We start from the raw sequence: 15,348 nt of genomic DNA on the forward strand, positions 1-15,348 counted from the left end.
CGCGCGCTACCTGCCGCCGTCGATGACCCACTTGCCCCAGCCGGCGAGCTCGGTGCCGTCCTCGGGCACGCGCTTGCCCTTGGGCGCGGTGCGGTAGACGGAATCCGCGAGCGGGATGAAGCGGGCCTCGTCCGCGAGTCCGTTGAGCGCGGCGCCCCAGGGGTCGGCGGCGTAGGTGGTGACCTGCACGCGGCGCTCGGCGCCTTCGCCCGCGGGCGCTTCGAGGACGAAGGCGGGGATGGGGTGCTGAGCGACGGTGAAGGTCTCGCGGCGCGGCGGCGCGGTGCCGGCGGCGACGGGAGGCCACTGCTGCGGCTGGCTGACGGCTTCGCTGACGGCGGCGAGCAGGGCCTCTTCCAGGGGCTGGGGCTCGGCGTCGCGGAAGTCGGCGCACGGGGCGTCGCCGGTGGGGCCGGTCAGCTCCTTGCGAAGGACGAAGCCGCGCTCGGCGCCCAGGCAGACGCGGCGCACGGAGGGCGTGCCGGAGAGGTCCTGGCGCACGTCGTACCAAGTGCCCGGGCCCCAGGGCCGGTCGAGCACGGGCACGTTGCCCGCGGCGTCGGAGCCCTGGCGGAAGGACACGAGCGTGAGCTGCTGGCTGCCGCTGGCGCCGAAGCCGGAGAGCGTGGTGCTGGCGTCGAGCAGGCCATGGGTGAGGTACAGCGGGCCGGGCTCATTGGCATAGAGGCGGTTGTGGAGGGGGCCGTCGCTGGGGCGGCGGTCGTCCAGGAAGCGGCGGGCCTCCCAGGTGCGTCCGGCGGCGGTGGTCTGTTCGGCGGAGCGCTGGCCGCGGTGCTCTTCCTTCCAGGGCTGCGTCTCCTCCGTGCGCATGGGCAGCACGCGAGGCTGGGAGAGGCGCGGGTGGGCCAGGGGCCTGCCCTGATCATCCGTGAAGGTGACGGTAAGCCACGCCCAAGGCGCCTGGACGGAGACGACTTCCAGCGTGACATGGCCGGCCACGCCCACGCCGGTGTCCGCGCCAGGGCGGCCCCGGTGGGCAGAGAAGGCGTATTCCACGCGGTCGCCCACGCGGGCGCGCTGCCACGGTGAGGGCGTGGCGTCCGTGTTGGGAACTCCGGCGTCCAGTACGGAGGCCTCGGTCGGAGCGGAGGCGTCGGGCTGCTCGGTGGCGGTGGCGGTGGTGCCGTCGGAGGGGGAGACGGCACGAGGCTTCATGCTCTCGCAGCCCGTGGTCAGCAGGAGCGCGGAGCACAGCAGGAAGGGAGCGCGGAAGAGGGGGCGTCGCATGTGGTCGCTAGATACACGGAGCCCCGAGTGGAGCCGTGTGGACGGTGTCCGCATGAGTGGCGTCAACGTGCGCTGGTAGACAGCTCGGAGGAAGACTCCAGCCACGTGCCCCAGCGGAGGAGCCGGCTGTCGGAACGGTATTCGCGCGCTCCTTCTTCGGACTGTCGGTACACCCCTTCCGAGAGCCGGTCGAAGCGCACCTCCATGGGGAGCCCCCGGAGCACGGGACTCCACAGGTCGATGGAGTAGCTCCGGGACCGTCTCCAGGAGGCATCCTCCCAGGGATGCGCTTGGTCTTCGTCGAGGTACGCCACCACGGACTCCTGCCCCAGGTGGACCCGCACCAACCTGGGAAGAGGGGCCCCGTAGTCGCGAGGGGGCCAAGTGGGAATGTAGACGGAGTTGTTGACGAGGTGGAGCAACGCATCCTCCAACGGAAGGACCTCCGCGCCCTGGAAGTCCTCACACTGGACTTCGTCCCGCGGTTTTTCCCAAACCTTGCGCAGCAGGTAGCCCTGCTCCGCGCCAAGACAGACACTCTTCCTGAAGTCACCCCAACTGGCGCGCTCCTGTGTCTCGTACCAGGTACCCGGTCCCCAGGGCTGGTCCATGCCTGGAGGGGTCCCTCCAGAGGTGCCTGCGCCCCGCCGGAATGACACGAGCGCGAGGCGGTGGTGGCTCATCATGAAGAAGCCAGCGGAGAAGGAGACTTCGAGGAGCCCTCGCGTGAGATAGAGCGGCCCCGGAGGCTCCGCGTAGATTCGATGTTGTGTAGGGCCGTCCCCCATGGATTCGTCACGGGATGTTCGCTGTGCCAGCCAATGATGACCGGCGGCGAAGGCCCGGATGCGAACGGGAACGCTTCCCTCAATGCCTGGGGGCGGATGCGCCGGGGCCTGTCCCATCCGCACGGGCAATACGTAGTCGTGGCTCAGGAACGGATGCGGATGGGGCTGTCCGTCATTTCGCGTGACCCGGATGGAGAGCCAGACCCAGGGTGGCCTCACGGCGACAACTTCCACGAAGAGCTGGCCCGCTGAAGCGCTGCTCCCCCGGCTGGAATCGCCCTGGGCGTAGAAGGCGTACTCCACGCGGTCGCCCACGCGCGCGTCCTGCCAGGACGTGGGCGTTTGGTCCGAGGTGCTCCCTGGAGGAACCTCCGTCACGGTACTGAAGCCCCGTGGCCTGGACGTCCCGCAGCCCACGAGCAGGACCAGGGCCACACCGGCCACCGCGATGAATCCCTGACGGAAAGACTGTCGTTGCATCTGGCGGACGCCCCCTGTCTGCCATTGACGCACGGACCGGCTTCCGGCGCCAGGGTCTTGACCGCAATGGCGCTACTCCACGGAGATCTCCCGGTAGACCACGTCACTGGGGCCCAGCCGGTTCACGGTGTCGACGAAGCGCTCGGAGACGACGATGCGGGTGGTGTCCTCCACGCCGAAGAGGTCGAGGCCTGCGGGAATGGATTCGCCCAGCAACCAGCGCTCCGGTGGGAGGTAGAAGCCGTGGCTCCCGCAGTAACCGCAGGTGGGCACCCGGTCGCGGTCCTGGATGCACGCAGGATGCAGCTTCACCAGGGGACGTGCTTCCAGTTCGTATTGCGGCAGCTCCTTCGTGCGGCGGTTTCGCAGCTCCGCCCGGACCGGGATGATGCCATTCAGCCCTGCCTCTTGAATCGCTGCGAGCGTGTCCTCACGCACGAGGACCTGCCACGAAGGCATCGCGGTGACGGGTCCGAACCGGCCCATCGCCCTGCCCACGAGGGGACCGAATTGGCAGCCCGGCTCAAGCTGAATCTCCGGGGGAACGAAGGGAAGGACCAGGGCCTTGCGCCGCACATACTCCTCGAGCGGCTGCGGCCAGACGCTCTTCAGTTCGTCTTTTTCGGGCAAGGTGGACAGGTCCACTGACGGGTACGCCGTCATGACTCCCCAGGTCTCACAGCGCTGGCAGAGGACGCTTGGCAGGTACCATTGGCGCTCGGCGCGGTAGGACCCACTCCAATGGAAGGAGTCCAGGTCCCTCGGTGTGGACACTTCGAAGTAGCGCATCTGTCAGTCCCCTACCGGGATGGGCGCGAGGTCCACCTGCTGCCAATAGGTCATGGTCAAACCAAAGAGACCGTACTTCTGAATCATCAGGGAGGCGTAGTCGAAGTGCTGCTCACGGTTCCCTCTTCGTCCCTGGTCGTCAATGAAGGTTTGCCAGTCCTGGTTCCAGGGACCGCCGCCTGCTCCACGATGGATGCGCTTGTGCAGGTCCGCATCAATGGCGATGACGTACTGGTGGATGTCGATCAGCTTGGAATTGAAATGCGCTTTGAACGCCTGCGGGAAGATGTGGTGCCGCTCCTTGGGCCGCTTCGCCCATTCCTCCAGCGCCTTCTGGCGCTTCACCTCGCTGGGCAGCTTTTCGCGCGGATACCAGCGGAACACCATGACGGGCATCGCATCGCCCGGAAGGCCCTGCGCACTGCCCCACGTCCGCTGTGGCCCACTGCCCGGCGCCACGAACACCGGCGGCGCGAGTGCGCTCCGCGTGCGCACCACGCGACCCGGCTCCAGGTCCTCGCACCGGAACAGCGCGCAGGCTCCATCCACGCACCAGGGCGCGAGGCACTGGTCCTCGTCCCCATCCGCGCATTCACTTCCAGTCTCCGCCTCCGCCCACAAGGCCTCCGGCGAGAACGCCGGAGCAGATGACGTCGACGCACAGCTCCAGAGCAGCCCTACGAGCAGCCAGCACAGTCCGCGCATGCATCTCCCGGAAATGACGCTTCGTGAAGCATGCCAGGGGCACCACCCCCACCCGGAGTGGAACCGTGTCCCCCGGCACTGCTAGACCATGGCCCTCGGTCACATCGCACATGGAGCCCCGCGCATGCCTTCGCCCCTGTCCATCCGCCGTGTCGTCCTCTACAAGCACGGCGTCGGCTACTTCGAGCGCCGGGGGAAGGTGACCGGCAGCGAGACCGCGCACCTGGACTTCAAGGCGCGCGACATGAACGACGTGCTCAAGTCCATGACCGTGCTGGACCTGAACGGTGGCTCCGTGTCCGCCGTGAGCTACGACTCCACCAAGCCCCTGGAGCAGCTCCTCTCCGAAGCCACCATCCGCATCCCTGAACACGGCAGCCTCACCGCGCTGCTCGGTCAGGTGAAGGGCGCCCGCGTCCGTGCCCGCGTCGGCGGCGCGCAGGTGGAAGGCGCCATCGTCGGTCTGGAGTCGCTGCCCGTCGTCCAGGGGGAGGCCAGCGTCGTGCGCCCCTTCCTCACGCTGCTCGTCGGCGCGTCGCTGCGCACCTTCGACGTGCTGGAGCTGGGCGAGCTGGAGTTCCTCGACGAGGCCGTGCGCAAGGACCTGGAGTTCTACCTGGCCACCGTCATGTCCTCGTACAAGAAGGACTCCAAGCGGCTGTCCATCCTCACCGCCGGAGAGGGCTCGCGCGAGCTGTTCGTCAGCTACGTGCTGGAGTCCCCCGTGTGGAAGACCAGCTACCGCATCCTCCTGGATGAAGGACAACCGCCCCTCCTCCAGGGTTGGGCCATGGTGGACAACACCGGTGACGAGGACTGGGTGGACGTGGAGCTGTCCCTCATCGCCGGCCTGCCCGTGTCCTTCGTCCACGACCTCTACAACCCCCGCTACCTGCGCCGCCCCGTCGTGGAGGTGCGCTCGGAGACCGGCGTCGCGCCCGTCATCCCCGAGGAGGCCTACGAGAGCGCCCCCGCCGAGCCCATGATGGAGTCCGCGGACGACGGCTCCTTCGGCTCCGCGGACATGGCGTCCACCGTCATGCCCGCCATGGCCGCGCCCCCGCCGGCCCCCCGCAGGATGCGCGCCAAGGGCGGCCCGATGATTGGCGGCAGCGGACGCGGCGGCATGCGCGAGGCGCTGGAGCAGAGCACCGCGGTGACGACGCTCACCAAGGAGGTGGGCGACCTCTTCGAATACGGCGTGGACCGCCCCGTCACCGTGCACCGCAACCAGAGCGCGCTCGTCCCCATCGTGCACCGACCCTTCGAGGGCCGCCGCGTGCTGCTCTACAACCGCTCCACGCGTGAGAAGAACCCGATGTCCTGCATCGAGTTCAAGAACACCACCGGCCTCACGCTGGAGGGCGGCCCCGTCACCATCACCGAGGACGAGACCTACGTGGGCGAGGCGATGCTCGACACGCTCAAGCCCGACGACGTGCGCTTCGTCCCCTACGCCGTGGAGCTGTCCTGCATCATGTCCGTGGAGGAGGACCAGGAGGATGGCCCGGTGTTCCGAGCGCGGCTCAACCGGGGCACCCTGGTGGTGGAGTTCTTCCACCAGCGCCGCACGAAGGTCCTCGCGCGCAACAAGGCGAAGCGCCCCCAGGTGCTCTTCGTGGAGCACCCGCGCACCGGCTGGGAGTTGAAGGACACGGCCACCCCTGCGGAGACCACGGACGGCTTCTGGCGCTTCAAGCGCGAGCTGGCCCCGGGCACCTCCGACACGCTCGTCATCACCGAGCGCACCCGGGGCCACCGCCAGTACTACCTCGGCAACCTGGGGCTGGAGGAGGTGACGTTCTTCCTCGACTCACGCTACATCGACCCGCGCGTCGCCCAGGCCCTGCGCGACGTGGTGGCCATGCGCGAGAAGCAGTCGAACGTCGCCCGCGACATCCAGCGCCTCAACGAGGAGCGCACCCAGCTCTTCAAGGACCAGGAGCGGATCCGCTCCAACATCGACTCGCTCAAGAGCGGCGCGTCCCAGCGCGAGCTGGTGGAGCGCTTCGTCACCAAGCTCAACGCGCAGGAGGACCGGCTGGAGAGCATCGGCCGGGAGCTGGAGCGACTCGAGCTGGAGCGCACCCGCCTGCAGGCGGAGACGAACCAGCGCATCGAGTCGCTCTCCTACGAGGCGGACCTGTAGCTACTTCGCGTCCGCGCGGAACACCTCGCGGCCCGCGACCACCGTCAGCCGGACCTGCCCGGTGAGCAGGTCCGCCGGGGGCGCGTCCACGGGGTCCACCGACAGCGCCACGAAGTCCGCGTCCATGCCCGGCATCAGCCGGCCACGCTGTGCTTCCGCGAAGGACGCGTAGGCCGCGCCCACCGTGAAGCCCTCCAGCGCCTCTTCACCGCTCAGGCGCTGGTCCGGGTGCCACCCGCCCGGGGGCTGGCCGCTGGCGTCCTGCCGCGTGCGCGCCGCGTACAGCCCCGCGAGCACGTCCGGCCGCTCCACCGGGAAGTCGCTGCCCAGCGCCAGCACGGCGCCCGCGGCCTTCAGCTTCTGCCACGCGTAGGCGTTCTGGATGCGCTCCAAGCCCACGCGCTTCTCCGCCCAGGGCATGTCGCTGGTGGCGTGCGTGGGCTGCACGCTCGCCACGAAGCCGTTCGCGCCCAGCCGGGTGATGTCCTCGGCCGTCATGATCTGCGCGTGCTCCACGCGCGGACGCGCGGCCTTGGTCCCCGTGGCCGAAAGCTCCCGCGACAGCGTGTCCAGGAGCAGCGTGTTGGCGCGGTCGCCAATCGCATGCGTCGCCACCTGGAAGCCCCGGCCCACGAAGGCGTGCACGCGGAAGGCGTACTCCTCCGGGGACAGCAGCAGCAGTCCGCGGTGGCCGGGCTCGTCGCTGTAGGCCGCGCCCAGCGCCGCGCCCCGGCTGCCCAGCGCGCCGTCCAGGGTGAGCTTCACCGCGCGCATCGTCAGGAGCCTGCCCTGGAAGGGGCCGTCCTTCAGGTACTGCACGCGGTCATCCGTCTGGCCATCCGCCATGGCGTAGACGCGCAGGGGCAGGGTGCCCGCCTTGTCCCAGGCCTGGAACAGGCGGAACGTGCGCAGGTCCATGCCCGCGTCGTGCACGCCGGTGAGGCCCACGCGCGCGCAGTGCTCCAGCGCGGCCTTCATGCGTGCCTCGTGCTGCTCCTTCGTGGGCGGGGGCAGCGCCTTCAGCGCCAGGTCCATGGCGTTGTCGATGAGCACGCCGCTGGGGTCGCCCCCCGGCAACCGCTGGATGGTGCCGCCCTCGGGGTCCTTCGTGTCACGGGTGATGTTCGCGCGCTTGAGCGCCGCGCCGTTGAGCCACAGCGCGTGCCCGTCGATGCGCCACAGCACCACGGGCGTGTCCTTCAGGTGCTCGCCCATGTCCGCGAGGGTGGGGAAGCGCGGCGTGTCCCAGTCGTTCTGGTCCCAGCCCTGCCCCACCAGCCAGTCGCCCTGGTACGCGGTGGCCGGGGCCTTCTCCAGCCGCTGGCGCACCTCCGCCAGCGACGCGGTGCCCTCCAGCCGCACGCCCGCGAGCGCCTGGCCCAGCCCCGCCAGGTGCCCGTGCGAATCGGTGAGGCCCGGGACCACCGTCGCGTCACCCAGCTCCACCACGCGCGCGGTGGCGCCCGCCGCGGCGAGCACCTCCTCACGCGTGCCCACGGCCAGCACCTTGCCGTCCCGCACGGCGAGCGCCTGGGCCTCCGGCTTCGCGGCATCCAGCGTGCGGATGCGTTTGGCCACGTACACCGTGGGCGCGTCCGCGACCGCCTGCTCCGCGGGCGTTCCCTCCGGCACGCGCCGCGAGCAACCCGCGCCCGCACACAGGACCAGCGCCCCCAGCATCCAACCGAGACGTCCTCGCATCATCCGCGCACCCGCCATGACCGTTCGTTCGCCCGGGCAGGAAAGTCCCGGGACATCGCGCGCGGCACTCTGACGCACGCCCCGCGCGACGGCCAGTTCCGCGAGTCACCGCTGGCTAGCGCCCCACGCGCAGCGTGTATGTGTAATCAATGGGCGTGCCGAAGGGCGCCAGCGCCTGCACGCGCACCACGTGCTCCCCCGGGGAGAGCTGGAGCATCAGCCACCACCCGTCCGTCACGCCGCGCTGCTCGCCCCCCACGAGGCACGGGTCCGGAATCTTCCCCACGAGGCTGGGGTCCGCGTCGAAGGTGAACAGGCCGCTGGTGTGACGGTGGCGGCGGGTGTCCACGCGCCGGCCATCCACGGTGACCACCAGGTCCTGCGTGCCGTTGTTGAAGTCGAGGGCGCCCTGGCGGAGGAAGTCCTCCAGCGTCTGGCCCGGCGCCGGTTCGAAGGCCGGGTCGGGGCACGGATAGTCATTGATGATGACCCACAGCGGCACCAGCACCGGCCGGTTCCGGGGCACGCGGCAGGTGCGCTGGTACGTGGTGTCCAGGTCGTACGTGGGGACGAAGTAGACCGGGCCGTCCTGGTCCTCGTCGCAGTCCTGCTCCAGCCGCAGCATGGGGCTGCGGTCCGCCGGCACGCGGAAGTGCCAGCGGTACCACTCCTTCGCCCATGCGGTGATGGGCCGGCCGTAAACGCGGGCTCCCGGTGGCAGCACCACCGCGCCCCAGTTCCGTGCTTCCAGTGCTTCATCGGAAGAGGCGGCGGGCTCCGGCGCCACTTCATCTGGCATTGCATCCGGAGCGCAACCCATGAGCATCGACACCGCGATGATGTGTTTCAGCATGTGTGGACCCCTCCTTGTGAAGAGGGCTCCAAACTACGGATGCGCGGGCGCGCGGGATTGTACGTGCTTGCGCGGTCCACGCCCCGCGTGCGCCGCGGCCCGGTACTCGCCGGGCGTGACGCCGAGGGTGCGGCCGAAGTGCTTGATGAGGTGGCTCTGGTCCGTGAACCCGGCCGCGAGCGCGACCTCCGCCATGGGCAGCGCCCCCGCCAGCAACTCCTGCGCGAGCCGCAGCCGCAGGGACCGCTGGAACACCTGCGGCGTCTGTCCGAACTGACGGTGGAATGCGCGCACCAGGTGCCACGGGCTGAGCCCCGCGACGCGCGCGAGCATCTCCAGGGAGAGGTTGCGCGTGGGGTGTGCCTCCAAGAGCTCCCGCGCCCGCTTCACGCCCCGCGCGCACGGGATCGCCCGCTGTCGGTGGGGCAGGCCCGCGTGCCGCCGCAGCAGCGCCACCAGCAACCCCAAGAGCCGCTCCTCGCGCTCCAACCGGGAGACGCCGCCGCCCTTCAGCGCGTCGAAGGTGACGGTGAAGCGCTCCAGCAGGGCCGCGTCCTGGAGCACGGGAGACACGAAGCCGGGCAGGGTGCCCGGGGGCGCCCCGGTCTCCTCCGCCGCGCGGATGAGCAGTGAGGGCGGGATGTAAAGGATCCGATACGCCCACCCGACGCTCGAGTCCGCCTCGCGGCCCTCGTGCATCTCTCCAGGCGGCACAACCAGGAAGCTGCCCACCGAGGCCACCACCCGCTGCCCCTGCAGGTACAGCGACTCCGCCCCCGCGTCATAGGCGCACAGCGAGAAGGCATCGTGCGAGTGCTTGGGAAAGGTCCATCGGGTGTAGGCCGCCCGGTGAAGCTCCAGCCCCGGCACCTCCGGGGCTACCCAGAAGCCGTCCTGCTGCTTCGTGCGTTGCATGGCTCCCCCCGCTGGCGTGCGCCCTTCCTGGGGAGGAAACGCACGGCGGGTGAAGGCATATCGGACGAACCGGGACACGCGGCCCCGGAGGGCGTATGGAAAGGCGGGTGAGCACCGTTACCCCTCGCGGCATTTGTTTCGACCTGGACGGCACGCTGGTGGATTCGCTGCCGGACATCATCGACAGCTTCCTCCACGGCTTCACGCACCACGGCCTGCCCGCGCCCTCCGTCGCGGAGGTGCGCGCGCTCATCGGCCAGCCGCTGGAGGCCATGTACACGCGCTTCGCGCCCGAGCACGCCACCACGCTCTGCGTGGCCTACCGCGAGCACTACCCGCTGAACTTCCACCGGCGCTCCCGGCCCTTCCCCGGCGTGGAGCGCGTCCTGCGCACGCTGCGCGAACGGGGCTACCTGCTCGCCGTCGCCACCACCAAGCGCGGCGACATGGCGCGGCGCTTCGTGGACGCGATGGGGCTGGGCGGCCTGCTGCACCACGTGCAGGGCACGGACGGCTTTCCGCACAAGCCCGCGCCGGACGTCATCCACCACGCCCTGAAGGCGCTGGGCACCGGCGGCCTGTGGATGGTGGGCGACACCACGCTGGACCTGCGCGCGGGCCAGGCCGCGGGCCTCAAGACGTACGCCGTCACCTGGGGCACGCACGCCCACGAGGAGCTGGCCACCGCCATGCCGGACGAGCTCCAGCCGGATCTGGAGCGGCTGCTGCACCACCTGCCGCCGCTCGTCTGACAGCGTGGCTGGAGTCAGGCGACCCCAGGACCCCAGGACCCCAGCATCGCGCTTGATTGAAAGGTCGTGACCATGAGGCGTCTCCGCGCTTGCGCCGCACTTCTGCTCGTTCTCTCGGCCTGTGCCACGTCGGCGCCGAGCTGGAATGAGCTGACGGTGCGTAACCCGAGGCTCGCCAACCTCCAGCGAGCAGCGGAGCTGCCATGGACTGACGGTGGACGGTGCGTCGTCCGTGAGGCTGCACAGCCTTGGCCCGTGTTGGTGGAGAAGTGCTATCGGACCCTCGACCGTGACCGGATCGAGTTCCACGACACCACGGGAAGATGCACGGTCGCCTCCGCTGACGCCGCTGCCGTTGGAATCGGGTTCTGCGTGCTGGCGGCTCCTGAGATTGCCGTGGGCGCCGTCATCGTGCTGGGTGTGGTGGTGGTCGGCGTCGCCATCAAGGAAGCAATGGATGCCTATGAGCTCCGCCACGCCTACCCCGAAGAGGCAGGAACCTCACGAGGAACGAAGGTGGCATCCCGGGAAGCCGAAGCGCAACGCAAGCCCAAGCTGAAGCCCGAGCCAGCGGGGCAGGACTGGCAGCCCCCAGTGCCGCCTGTGCCCGTGGACCGGACGGGACGCGCCAGTTGCGAACCTGTTCCGGTGCCCCACGCGGGCGAGGACGACCCACATAATGAATGTGCCGACAAGTTCCCACCCAACCGTTACCCCGGGATGGACGTGCTCGTTGGCGGAGTGCGCTTCGATGCGCTGCAAGTGGGCGTGCGCAAGCTGTGGGAGATCAAGACCCATCGATTCGACACGTACCCTGGCTTCATCCAGCGGCGGGAGATTGAGAGGGAGTTGGAGCAAATACAAAAGGAGCGAACTGCTGCCGCGGCATGTGGATATGACTTCGTCATTGGGGTGAGCACCCAGGAGCACAAAGACGCGCTTATCGAAGTGGACTTCTCACTGGATGTAGTCGTCACGGGGTGCAAACGATGACCAGGCGTAGAGCCCTCTCCCTCATTGTTTATGCGCCTCCGCTTGTAGGCCAGGACGGCCGCACGCTCGCCATCGTCCGTGGGATGGAGAAGGCGCTTCCCGGCCTGCGCCTGGAGTGGGAAGTAGGCAACGGAGTGCGTCCCATCGCATTGCCGCAGCGCGACGCGTGGCTCGCGGAAAGGACGCAGGACGGGAGATTCCCTCTTCTGTGCAACGGGGACGAGCGTTACCCCGTGACGGTCAACGGGAGGGGAAGACCTGGACTCCTCAGCCCAGGCAGTCAGTCCCTGTCTGAAGTGCATGCAGAACTGCCACTGGACGAGCCCGTGCTCGCGGCAGCGGCGGCTTTGCTTGAGGGCGTGGCTGAGGGTGCGTGCTCGTTCTGGGGACATGCGTCGCCATATGGTTACGGTTCGGAAGTCGCGCCGCAGTTTCGCCGATCGTCTGATGGACCAGAGTGTTCACCCCGTGGGCTGCCCATGATCAACCTGCCAGAAAAGCTCCCCGCGCCTGAGATTCCCTGGTTCCTCGGGTGGCTGAACTACTGGTCTGCCGCTGCCGCGCGGGCCATCGGGTTCCCGGATCCGACCCGTGACGCCGAGCTGCTTTCACGGGCTCGGCGCACGGCATCGGGCGGCTGGGTCGTGCAGCTCACCGATGCGCCGCTCGACCTGGACAAGCCCGCCCACCTGGACACGCTCAAGCGGACCTACGAGCGCTTTCCGGAGATCGGCGGACGCGCAGCGCCTTGACCCGAACGCACTGGCCACCGGGTCTTCCGGCTTCAGCGCCGGAGCGTGAGCGGTGGGTTGGCAGGTCTCGTTCGGTGGCGCCGGACGCTGCACGTCGATTCGCGCGTCCACTTCGGCCGGGTCGGTGACGAGCACGAAGGCGGCCCGGGCGGGCGCTCGCGCAGCGGGGCTCTTCTTTCCCGCCGTCGAGCTTGAGCCAGACAGCGCTCAGTGCTGCGTGCGCGGGTGGAGCGCCTGCACCTGGCGCACCTGCTGGCGGCTGTTGAGCGGCAGGGCCGGCAGCGTGAGCTGATCCAACTCACGCGGACCGATGACCTGCACCACGTCCTTGCGGAAGAACAGGTCCAGCGTCCAGCCCATGGCCACGCGCACCTTCGTCTCCAGCTTCGGCAGCTTGAACAGGTAGACGGTGCGCCAGAGCACCCACGCGAAGGTGCCGGAGAACTTCAGCCCCAGGATGCGCGCCACGCCCGAGCGCTGGCCAATCGTGGCCAGCTGCCCCAGCATCCGGTAGCGGAACGGCTTCCCCGGCTGACCCTTCAGCGCCGCGCTCACGTTGCGCGCCACCGTCACGCCCTGGCGGAGCGCGTGCTGCGCAGTGGGCGGGCAGGGCTTGCCTCCGTTGGTGACGTCCGGCACCGACGCGCAGTCGCCCAGCGCCCACACGCCTGGGAAGCCGGGCACCTCCATGCGCTCGTTCACCTTGAGCCGCCCGCGCTCCTTCTCGCCTGGCAGCGTGCACAGCAGGGACGGCGGCGTGACGCCCGCGGTCCACACGACCGTCTTGGTGGGCACCACCGTGCCGTCCGGCAGCTCCACGCCCGCCTCCGTCACGTCCCTCACGTGGACGCCGGTGCGCACCTCCACGCCGTGCTCGATGAGCTTCTTGCGCGCGTACGCACCCAGGTCCTCGCCCAGCTCCGGCAGCACCTCCTTGCCGCCGTGCACCAGCATCACGCGCACGTTGGCGGGCTGGATGTTGGGATAGAAGGGCAGCGCGCCGTGGATGAAGTCGTTGATGGCGCCCGCCGTCTCCACGCCCGCGAAGCCGCCGCCCACCACCACGAAGGTGACAATGGCGTTGCGCGCACCCGTGGTGACGCAGTCCGCGTCCGCTTCCTCCAACCGGTCGACCAGGCAGTTGCGCAGGAGCATCGCGTCGCCCAGCGTCTTCATGGTCAGCGTGTAGTCGCGCGGGCCCGGCTTGCCGAAGAAGTTCGTCTCCGAGCCCATGGCCAGCACCAGGTAGTCGTACTCCAGCGTGTGGCTGTGTCCGTCCAGCCCGCCGTGCGCCACCCTGACCCGCTTCGCCTCCAGGTCCAGCCCGCTGACGTCGCCCTCCACGAACGTCATGCGCGGGAGCAGCTTGCGCAGCGAGATGACGATGGCGGTCGCGTTCAGGTCGCTCGCCGCCACTTCGTGGAGCATGGGCGTGAAGAGGAAGAAGTTGTCGCGGCTGACGAGCGTCACCTCCACGTCGTCCCGCTTCCCCAGCTGCCGCTCCAGGTGCAGCGCCGCGTACATCCCCGCGAAGCCGCCCCCCAGGATGAGCACCCGCTTGCGCGGCGGCGCGTCCACGCAGAGCCCTTCCTTCTTTCCGTCCGCCCCCATGCCCGCCTCCTCACGGCGCGAAGAACACCCACCCCCAATGTCGGGGCGCTTGTTCGCATCCGCATCCCGGGCCGACGGAGGCCTGTCCGTCCGCTTGCCCTAGGGGTGGTTCGGGTGCATCCGGTGCCGCCACGTCGTGCGCTGTGAGGTGTAGCGGGGGTTCTCGAAGAGTTTGATCAGCACCATGCCCGCCACGAACCCGCCGATGTGCGCCCAGACGGCGACGCCACCGGATACCTCCGGCCTCAGCGTCATCAACTGCGGCAGGCCGGTGATGACCTGGAGCACGAACCACCACACCAGCACGGCCCACGCGGGGATGGGGAAGACGCGGATGAGGATGAAGATGATGAACAGCATGTTCACGCGCACGCGCGGGTAGAGCACCAGGTACGCGCCCAGCACTCCCGCGATGGCGCCAGACGCTCCCACCGTGGGCACCGGCGAAGTGGGGTCCACCGCCACGTGCGCGGCCGCCGCCACCAGCCCGCACACCAGGTAGAAGACGAGGAAGCGCAAACGCCCCATGCTGTCCTCGATGTTGTTTCCGAAGACCCAGAAGAACAGCACGTTGCCCAAGAGGTGCCCCCAGCCGCCGTGCAGGAACATGGACGTGAGCGGCGTGAGGCGGTTGATGGCCTCGTTGTCCACCACGCACGCGAGCCCGTCCCCCAGCGGCACCGCCTGCCCCAGCGGCGCGCGGCCGGTGAGCTCCCCGGGCACCATGCCCAGCTCGCAGATGCTGGTGGCCAGCGCCACCACGTTGAAGCCCGCGCCCTGGAAGAACACCCAGGTGAGCCCCAGGGCCGCGAGCAGCAGGTAAGTCATCACCGGGGTGCGCAGGGTCGGGTTGTCGTCGCTGATGGGAATCATGTCCGCCCGCCAGCATGGCCTCGCCACCAGCCCCCCGGACGGCTTCGTGCGCACGGATGTGCGGCGCCGGACGCATCACCAGAAGGCGGCCGGGCTCTAGCCAAATGAAGGTTGCCTGCTGGAGGTAACCCTCTTCCGGACGCGCCTGGACTTGGCTTCCAGGCCCGCACCGGGCGAAATTCCGCAACCGCCTTCTCTTTCATGGAGTCCGGAGCAATGAATCCCTCGAAATCGTCCCGCGCCTCGGCGCTGCTCGTGGTGTCCGCCCTCGCCCTCGCCTTCAGCGGCTGCGCCGCGCGCCGTCAGCAGGCGTACCTGGAGGACAAGGCCATGGGGCACGTCTACCGCAAGCCCATCGCGGAGGTGTGGCCGGCGGCCCTGGCCCTGGTCAAGGAGAAGGGCTTCTCCGTGACGAACACGCAGACCGGCTTCGAGACCACGACGGAGTGGCTGATGACCAGCGCTCCCTCCTCGCTGGGCACCTCCTACGCGCGCTACCTGGTGCGCGGCTTCGAGCGGGGGCCCGGCCAGTCCGCGGTGGAGTTCCGCCGCCAGGACCGCTCCGAGTCCCGCGCCGCCGACAGCACCGACGGCCGCGCCAAGGAAACGGGTGAGTCCTCGGTGGGCGCCGGCGCCTCCCAGATGCGGCGCGACTCCGAGCTGGAGTGGGAGCTGCTCCAGAAGGTGGACCCCGACGCCGCCTCCGCGCTCAAGGCCGAGGCGAAGAAGGTCGAGTAGC

14 protein-coding genes and 1 pseudogene are annotated in these 15,348 nt (G+C 69.4%); 5 read left to right on the forward strand and 10 right to left on the reverse strand.

The genetic code is table 11. The features are described 5' to 3' along the window. Window positions 1–6 precede the first annotated feature (6 nt). The 4 genes from GTZ93_RS02235 to sitA6 all read right to left on the reverse strand — a co-directional run bounded on the left by GTZ93_RS02235 (window position 7) and on the right by sitA6 (window position 4,010). Window positions 7–1,248 carry a DUF6068 family protein gene (locus GTZ93_RS02235; protein WP_161662622.1) on the reverse strand — a complete coding sequence of 414 codons (1,242 nt, stop codon included), beginning with the start codon at window positions 1,246–1,248 and terminating at the stop codon, window positions 7–9. Between the two features lie 62 nt (window positions 1,249–1,310). Further along, window positions 1,311–2,516 carry a DUF6068 family protein gene (locus GTZ93_RS02240; RefSeq protein ID WP_139918803.1) on the reverse strand — a complete coding sequence of 402 codons (1,206 nt, stop codon included), beginning with the start codon at window positions 2,514–2,516 and terminating at the stop codon, window positions 1,311–1,313. Between the two features lie 72 nt (window positions 2,517–2,588). Next, window positions 2,589–3,305 (reverse strand): SitI6 family double-CXXCG motif immunity protein, encoded by a 717-nt coding sequence (sitI6, locus tag GTZ93_RS02245; protein ID WP_139918801.1) that lies wholly within the window; start codon window positions 3,303–3,305, stop codon window positions 2,589–2,591. Between the two features lie 3 nt (window positions 3,306–3,308). After that, on the reverse strand, window positions 3,309–4,010 hold the full coding sequence (gene sitA6 / locus GTZ93_RS02250) for a SitA6 family polymorphic toxin lipoprotein (protein WP_139918799.1): 702 nt from the start codon (window positions 4,008–4,010) through the stop codon (window positions 3,309–3,311). 124 nt (window positions 4,011–4,134) lie between these two features. Between sitA6 and GTZ93_RS02255 the strand changes: the two genes are divergently transcribed. Beyond that, on the forward strand, window positions 4,135–6,159 hold the full coding sequence (locus GTZ93_RS02255) for a DUF4139 domain-containing protein (protein ID WP_139918797.1): 2,025 nt from the start codon (window positions 4,135–4,137) through the stop codon (window positions 6,157–6,159). On the opposite strand, the gene GTZ93_RS02260 is transcribed toward GTZ93_RS02255, so the two are convergent. The 3 genes from GTZ93_RS02260 to GTZ93_RS02270 all read right to left on the reverse strand — a co-directional run bounded on the left by GTZ93_RS02260 (window position 6,160) and on the right by GTZ93_RS02270 (window position 9,628). Further along, complete coding sequence (locus tag GTZ93_RS02260) at window positions 6,160–7,863, reverse strand: amidohydrolase (protein WP_390624847.1); 1,704 nt, start codon at window positions 7,861–7,863, stop codon at window positions 6,160–6,162. It abuts the gene before it with no gap. A 112-nt stretch (window positions 7,864–7,975) separates the two neighbouring features. Further along, window positions 7,976–8,713, reverse strand: a complete 738-nt coding sequence (locus GTZ93_RS02265; RefSeq protein ID WP_139918795.1) for a hypothetical protein — start codon at window positions 8,711–8,713, stop codon at window positions 7,976–7,978. Window positions 8,714–8,746: 33 nt separating this feature from the next. After that, a complete protein-coding gene (locus GTZ93_RS02270; protein ID WP_139918793.1) occupies window positions 8,747–9,628 on the reverse strand; it encodes an AraC family transcriptional regulator in 882 nt (293 codons plus the stop codon). 95 nt (window positions 9,629–9,723) lie between these two features. Between GTZ93_RS02270 and GTZ93_RS02275 the strand changes: the two genes are divergently transcribed. The 3 genes from GTZ93_RS02275 to GTZ93_RS02285 all read left to right on the forward strand — a co-directional run bounded on the left by GTZ93_RS02275 (window position 9,724) and on the right by GTZ93_RS02285 (window position 12,125). Next, on the forward strand, window positions 9,724–10,380 hold the full coding sequence (locus GTZ93_RS02275; protein ID WP_167547793.1) for an HAD family hydrolase: 657 nt from the start codon (window positions 9,724–9,726) through the stop codon (window positions 10,378–10,380). A 72-nt stretch (window positions 10,381–10,452) separates the two neighbouring features. Then, window positions 10,453–11,373 carry a DUF6310 domain-containing protein gene (locus tag GTZ93_RS02280; protein ID WP_139918790.1) on the forward strand — a complete coding sequence of 307 codons (921 nt, stop codon included), beginning with the start codon at window positions 10,453–10,455 and terminating at the stop codon, window positions 11,371–11,373. Continuing rightward, on the forward strand, window positions 11,370–12,125 hold the full coding sequence (locus GTZ93_RS02285) for a DUF5953 family protein (RefSeq protein WP_139918825.1): 756 nt from the start codon (window positions 11,370–11,372) through the stop codon (window positions 12,123–12,125). The genes GTZ93_RS02280 and GTZ93_RS02285 overlap by 4 nt, the downstream gene beginning before the upstream one ends. A gap of 21 nt (window positions 12,126–12,146) precedes the next feature. Here the strand turns inward: GTZ93_RS02285 and GTZ93_RS42580 are convergent. The 3 genes and pseudogenes from GTZ93_RS42580 to GTZ93_RS02300 all read right to left on the reverse strand — a co-directional run. Beyond that, window positions 12,147–12,284: pseudogene (locus tag GTZ93_RS42580) on the reverse strand (DUF2381 family protein); the annotation flags it as partial. 48 nt (window positions 12,285–12,332) lie between these two features. Further along, entirely contained in the window at window positions 12,333–13,736 is a 1,404-nt protein-coding gene (locus GTZ93_RS02295; RefSeq protein ID WP_139918788.1) for an NAD(P)/FAD-dependent oxidoreductase, read from the reverse strand. Between the two features lie 99 nt (window positions 13,737–13,835). Further along, the gene (locus tag GTZ93_RS02300; RefSeq protein ID WP_120593716.1) at window positions 13,836–14,609 is read right to left on the reverse strand and encodes a rhomboid family intramembrane serine protease; all 774 of its coding nucleotides are present in this window, start codon (window positions 14,607–14,609) and stop codon (window positions 13,836–13,838) included. A 216-nt stretch (window positions 14,610–14,825) separates the two neighbouring features. Between GTZ93_RS02300 and GTZ93_RS02305 the strand changes: the two genes are divergently transcribed. Next, entirely contained in the window at window positions 14,826–15,347 is a 522-nt protein-coding gene (locus tag GTZ93_RS02305) for a hypothetical protein (protein WP_120581473.1), read from the forward strand. Window position 15,348: the final 1 nt, after the last annotated feature.

Origin of the sequence: Corallococcus exiguus (genome assembly GCF_009909105.1) — a bacterium.
Classification (GTDB): domain Bacteria; phylum Myxococcota; class Myxococcia; order Myxococcales; family Myxococcaceae; genus Corallococcus; species Corallococcus exiguus.

Coding starts and splice junctions, on each gene's coding strand:
- GTZ93_RS02235 (WP_161662622.1), bottom strand. CDS start 1,248: ATGCGACGCCCCCTCTTCCGCGCTCCCTTCCTGCTGTGCTCCGCGCTC.
- GTZ93_RS02240 (WP_139918803.1), bottom strand. CDS start 2,516: ATGCAACGACAGTCTTTCCGTCAGGGATTCATCGCGGTGGCCGGTGTG.
- GTZ93_RS02265 (WP_139918795.1), bottom strand. CDS start 8,713: ATGCTGAAACACATCATCGCGGTGTCGATGCTCATGGGTTGCGCTCCG.
- GTZ93_RS02285 (WP_139918825.1), top strand. CDS start 11,370: ATGACCAGGCGTAGAGCCCTCTCCCTCATTGTTTATGCGCCTCCGCTT.
- GTZ93_RS02305 (WP_120581473.1), top strand. CDS start 14,826: ATGAATCCCTCGAAATCGTCCCGCGCCTCGGCGCTGCTCGTGGTGTCC.
- GTZ93_RS02255 (WP_139918797.1), top strand. CDS start 4,135: ATGCCTTCGCCCCTGTCCATCCGCCGTGTCGTCCTCTACAAGCACGGC.
- GTZ93_RS02270 (WP_139918793.1), bottom strand. CDS start 9,628: ATGCAACGCACGAAGCAGCAGGACGGCTTCTGGGTAGCCCCGGAGGTG.
- sitI6 (WP_139918801.1), bottom strand. CDS start 3,305: ATGCGCTACTTCGAAGTGTCCACACCGAGGGACCTGGACTCCTTCCAT.
- GTZ93_RS02300 (WP_120593716.1), bottom strand. CDS start 14,609: ATGATTCCCATCAGCGACGACAACCCGACCCTGCGCACCCCGGTGATG.
- GTZ93_RS02295 (WP_139918788.1), bottom strand. CDS start 13,736: ATGGGGGCGGACGGAAAGAAGGAAGGGCTCTGCGTGGACGCGCCGCCG.
- GTZ93_RS02280 (WP_139918790.1), top strand. CDS start 10,453: ATGAGGCGTCTCCGCGCTTGCGCCGCACTTCTGCTCGTTCTCTCGGCC.
- GTZ93_RS02260 (WP_390624847.1), bottom strand. CDS start 7,863: ATGATGCGAGGACGTCTCGGTTGGATGCTGGGGGCGCTGGTCCTGTGT.
- sitA6 (WP_139918799.1), bottom strand. CDS start 4,010: ATGCGCGGACTGTGCTGGCTGCTCGTAGGGCTGCTCTGGAGCTGTGCG.
- GTZ93_RS02275 (WP_167547793.1), top strand. CDS start 9,724: ATGGAAAGGCGGGTGAGCACCGTTACCCCTCGCGGCATTTGTTTCGAC.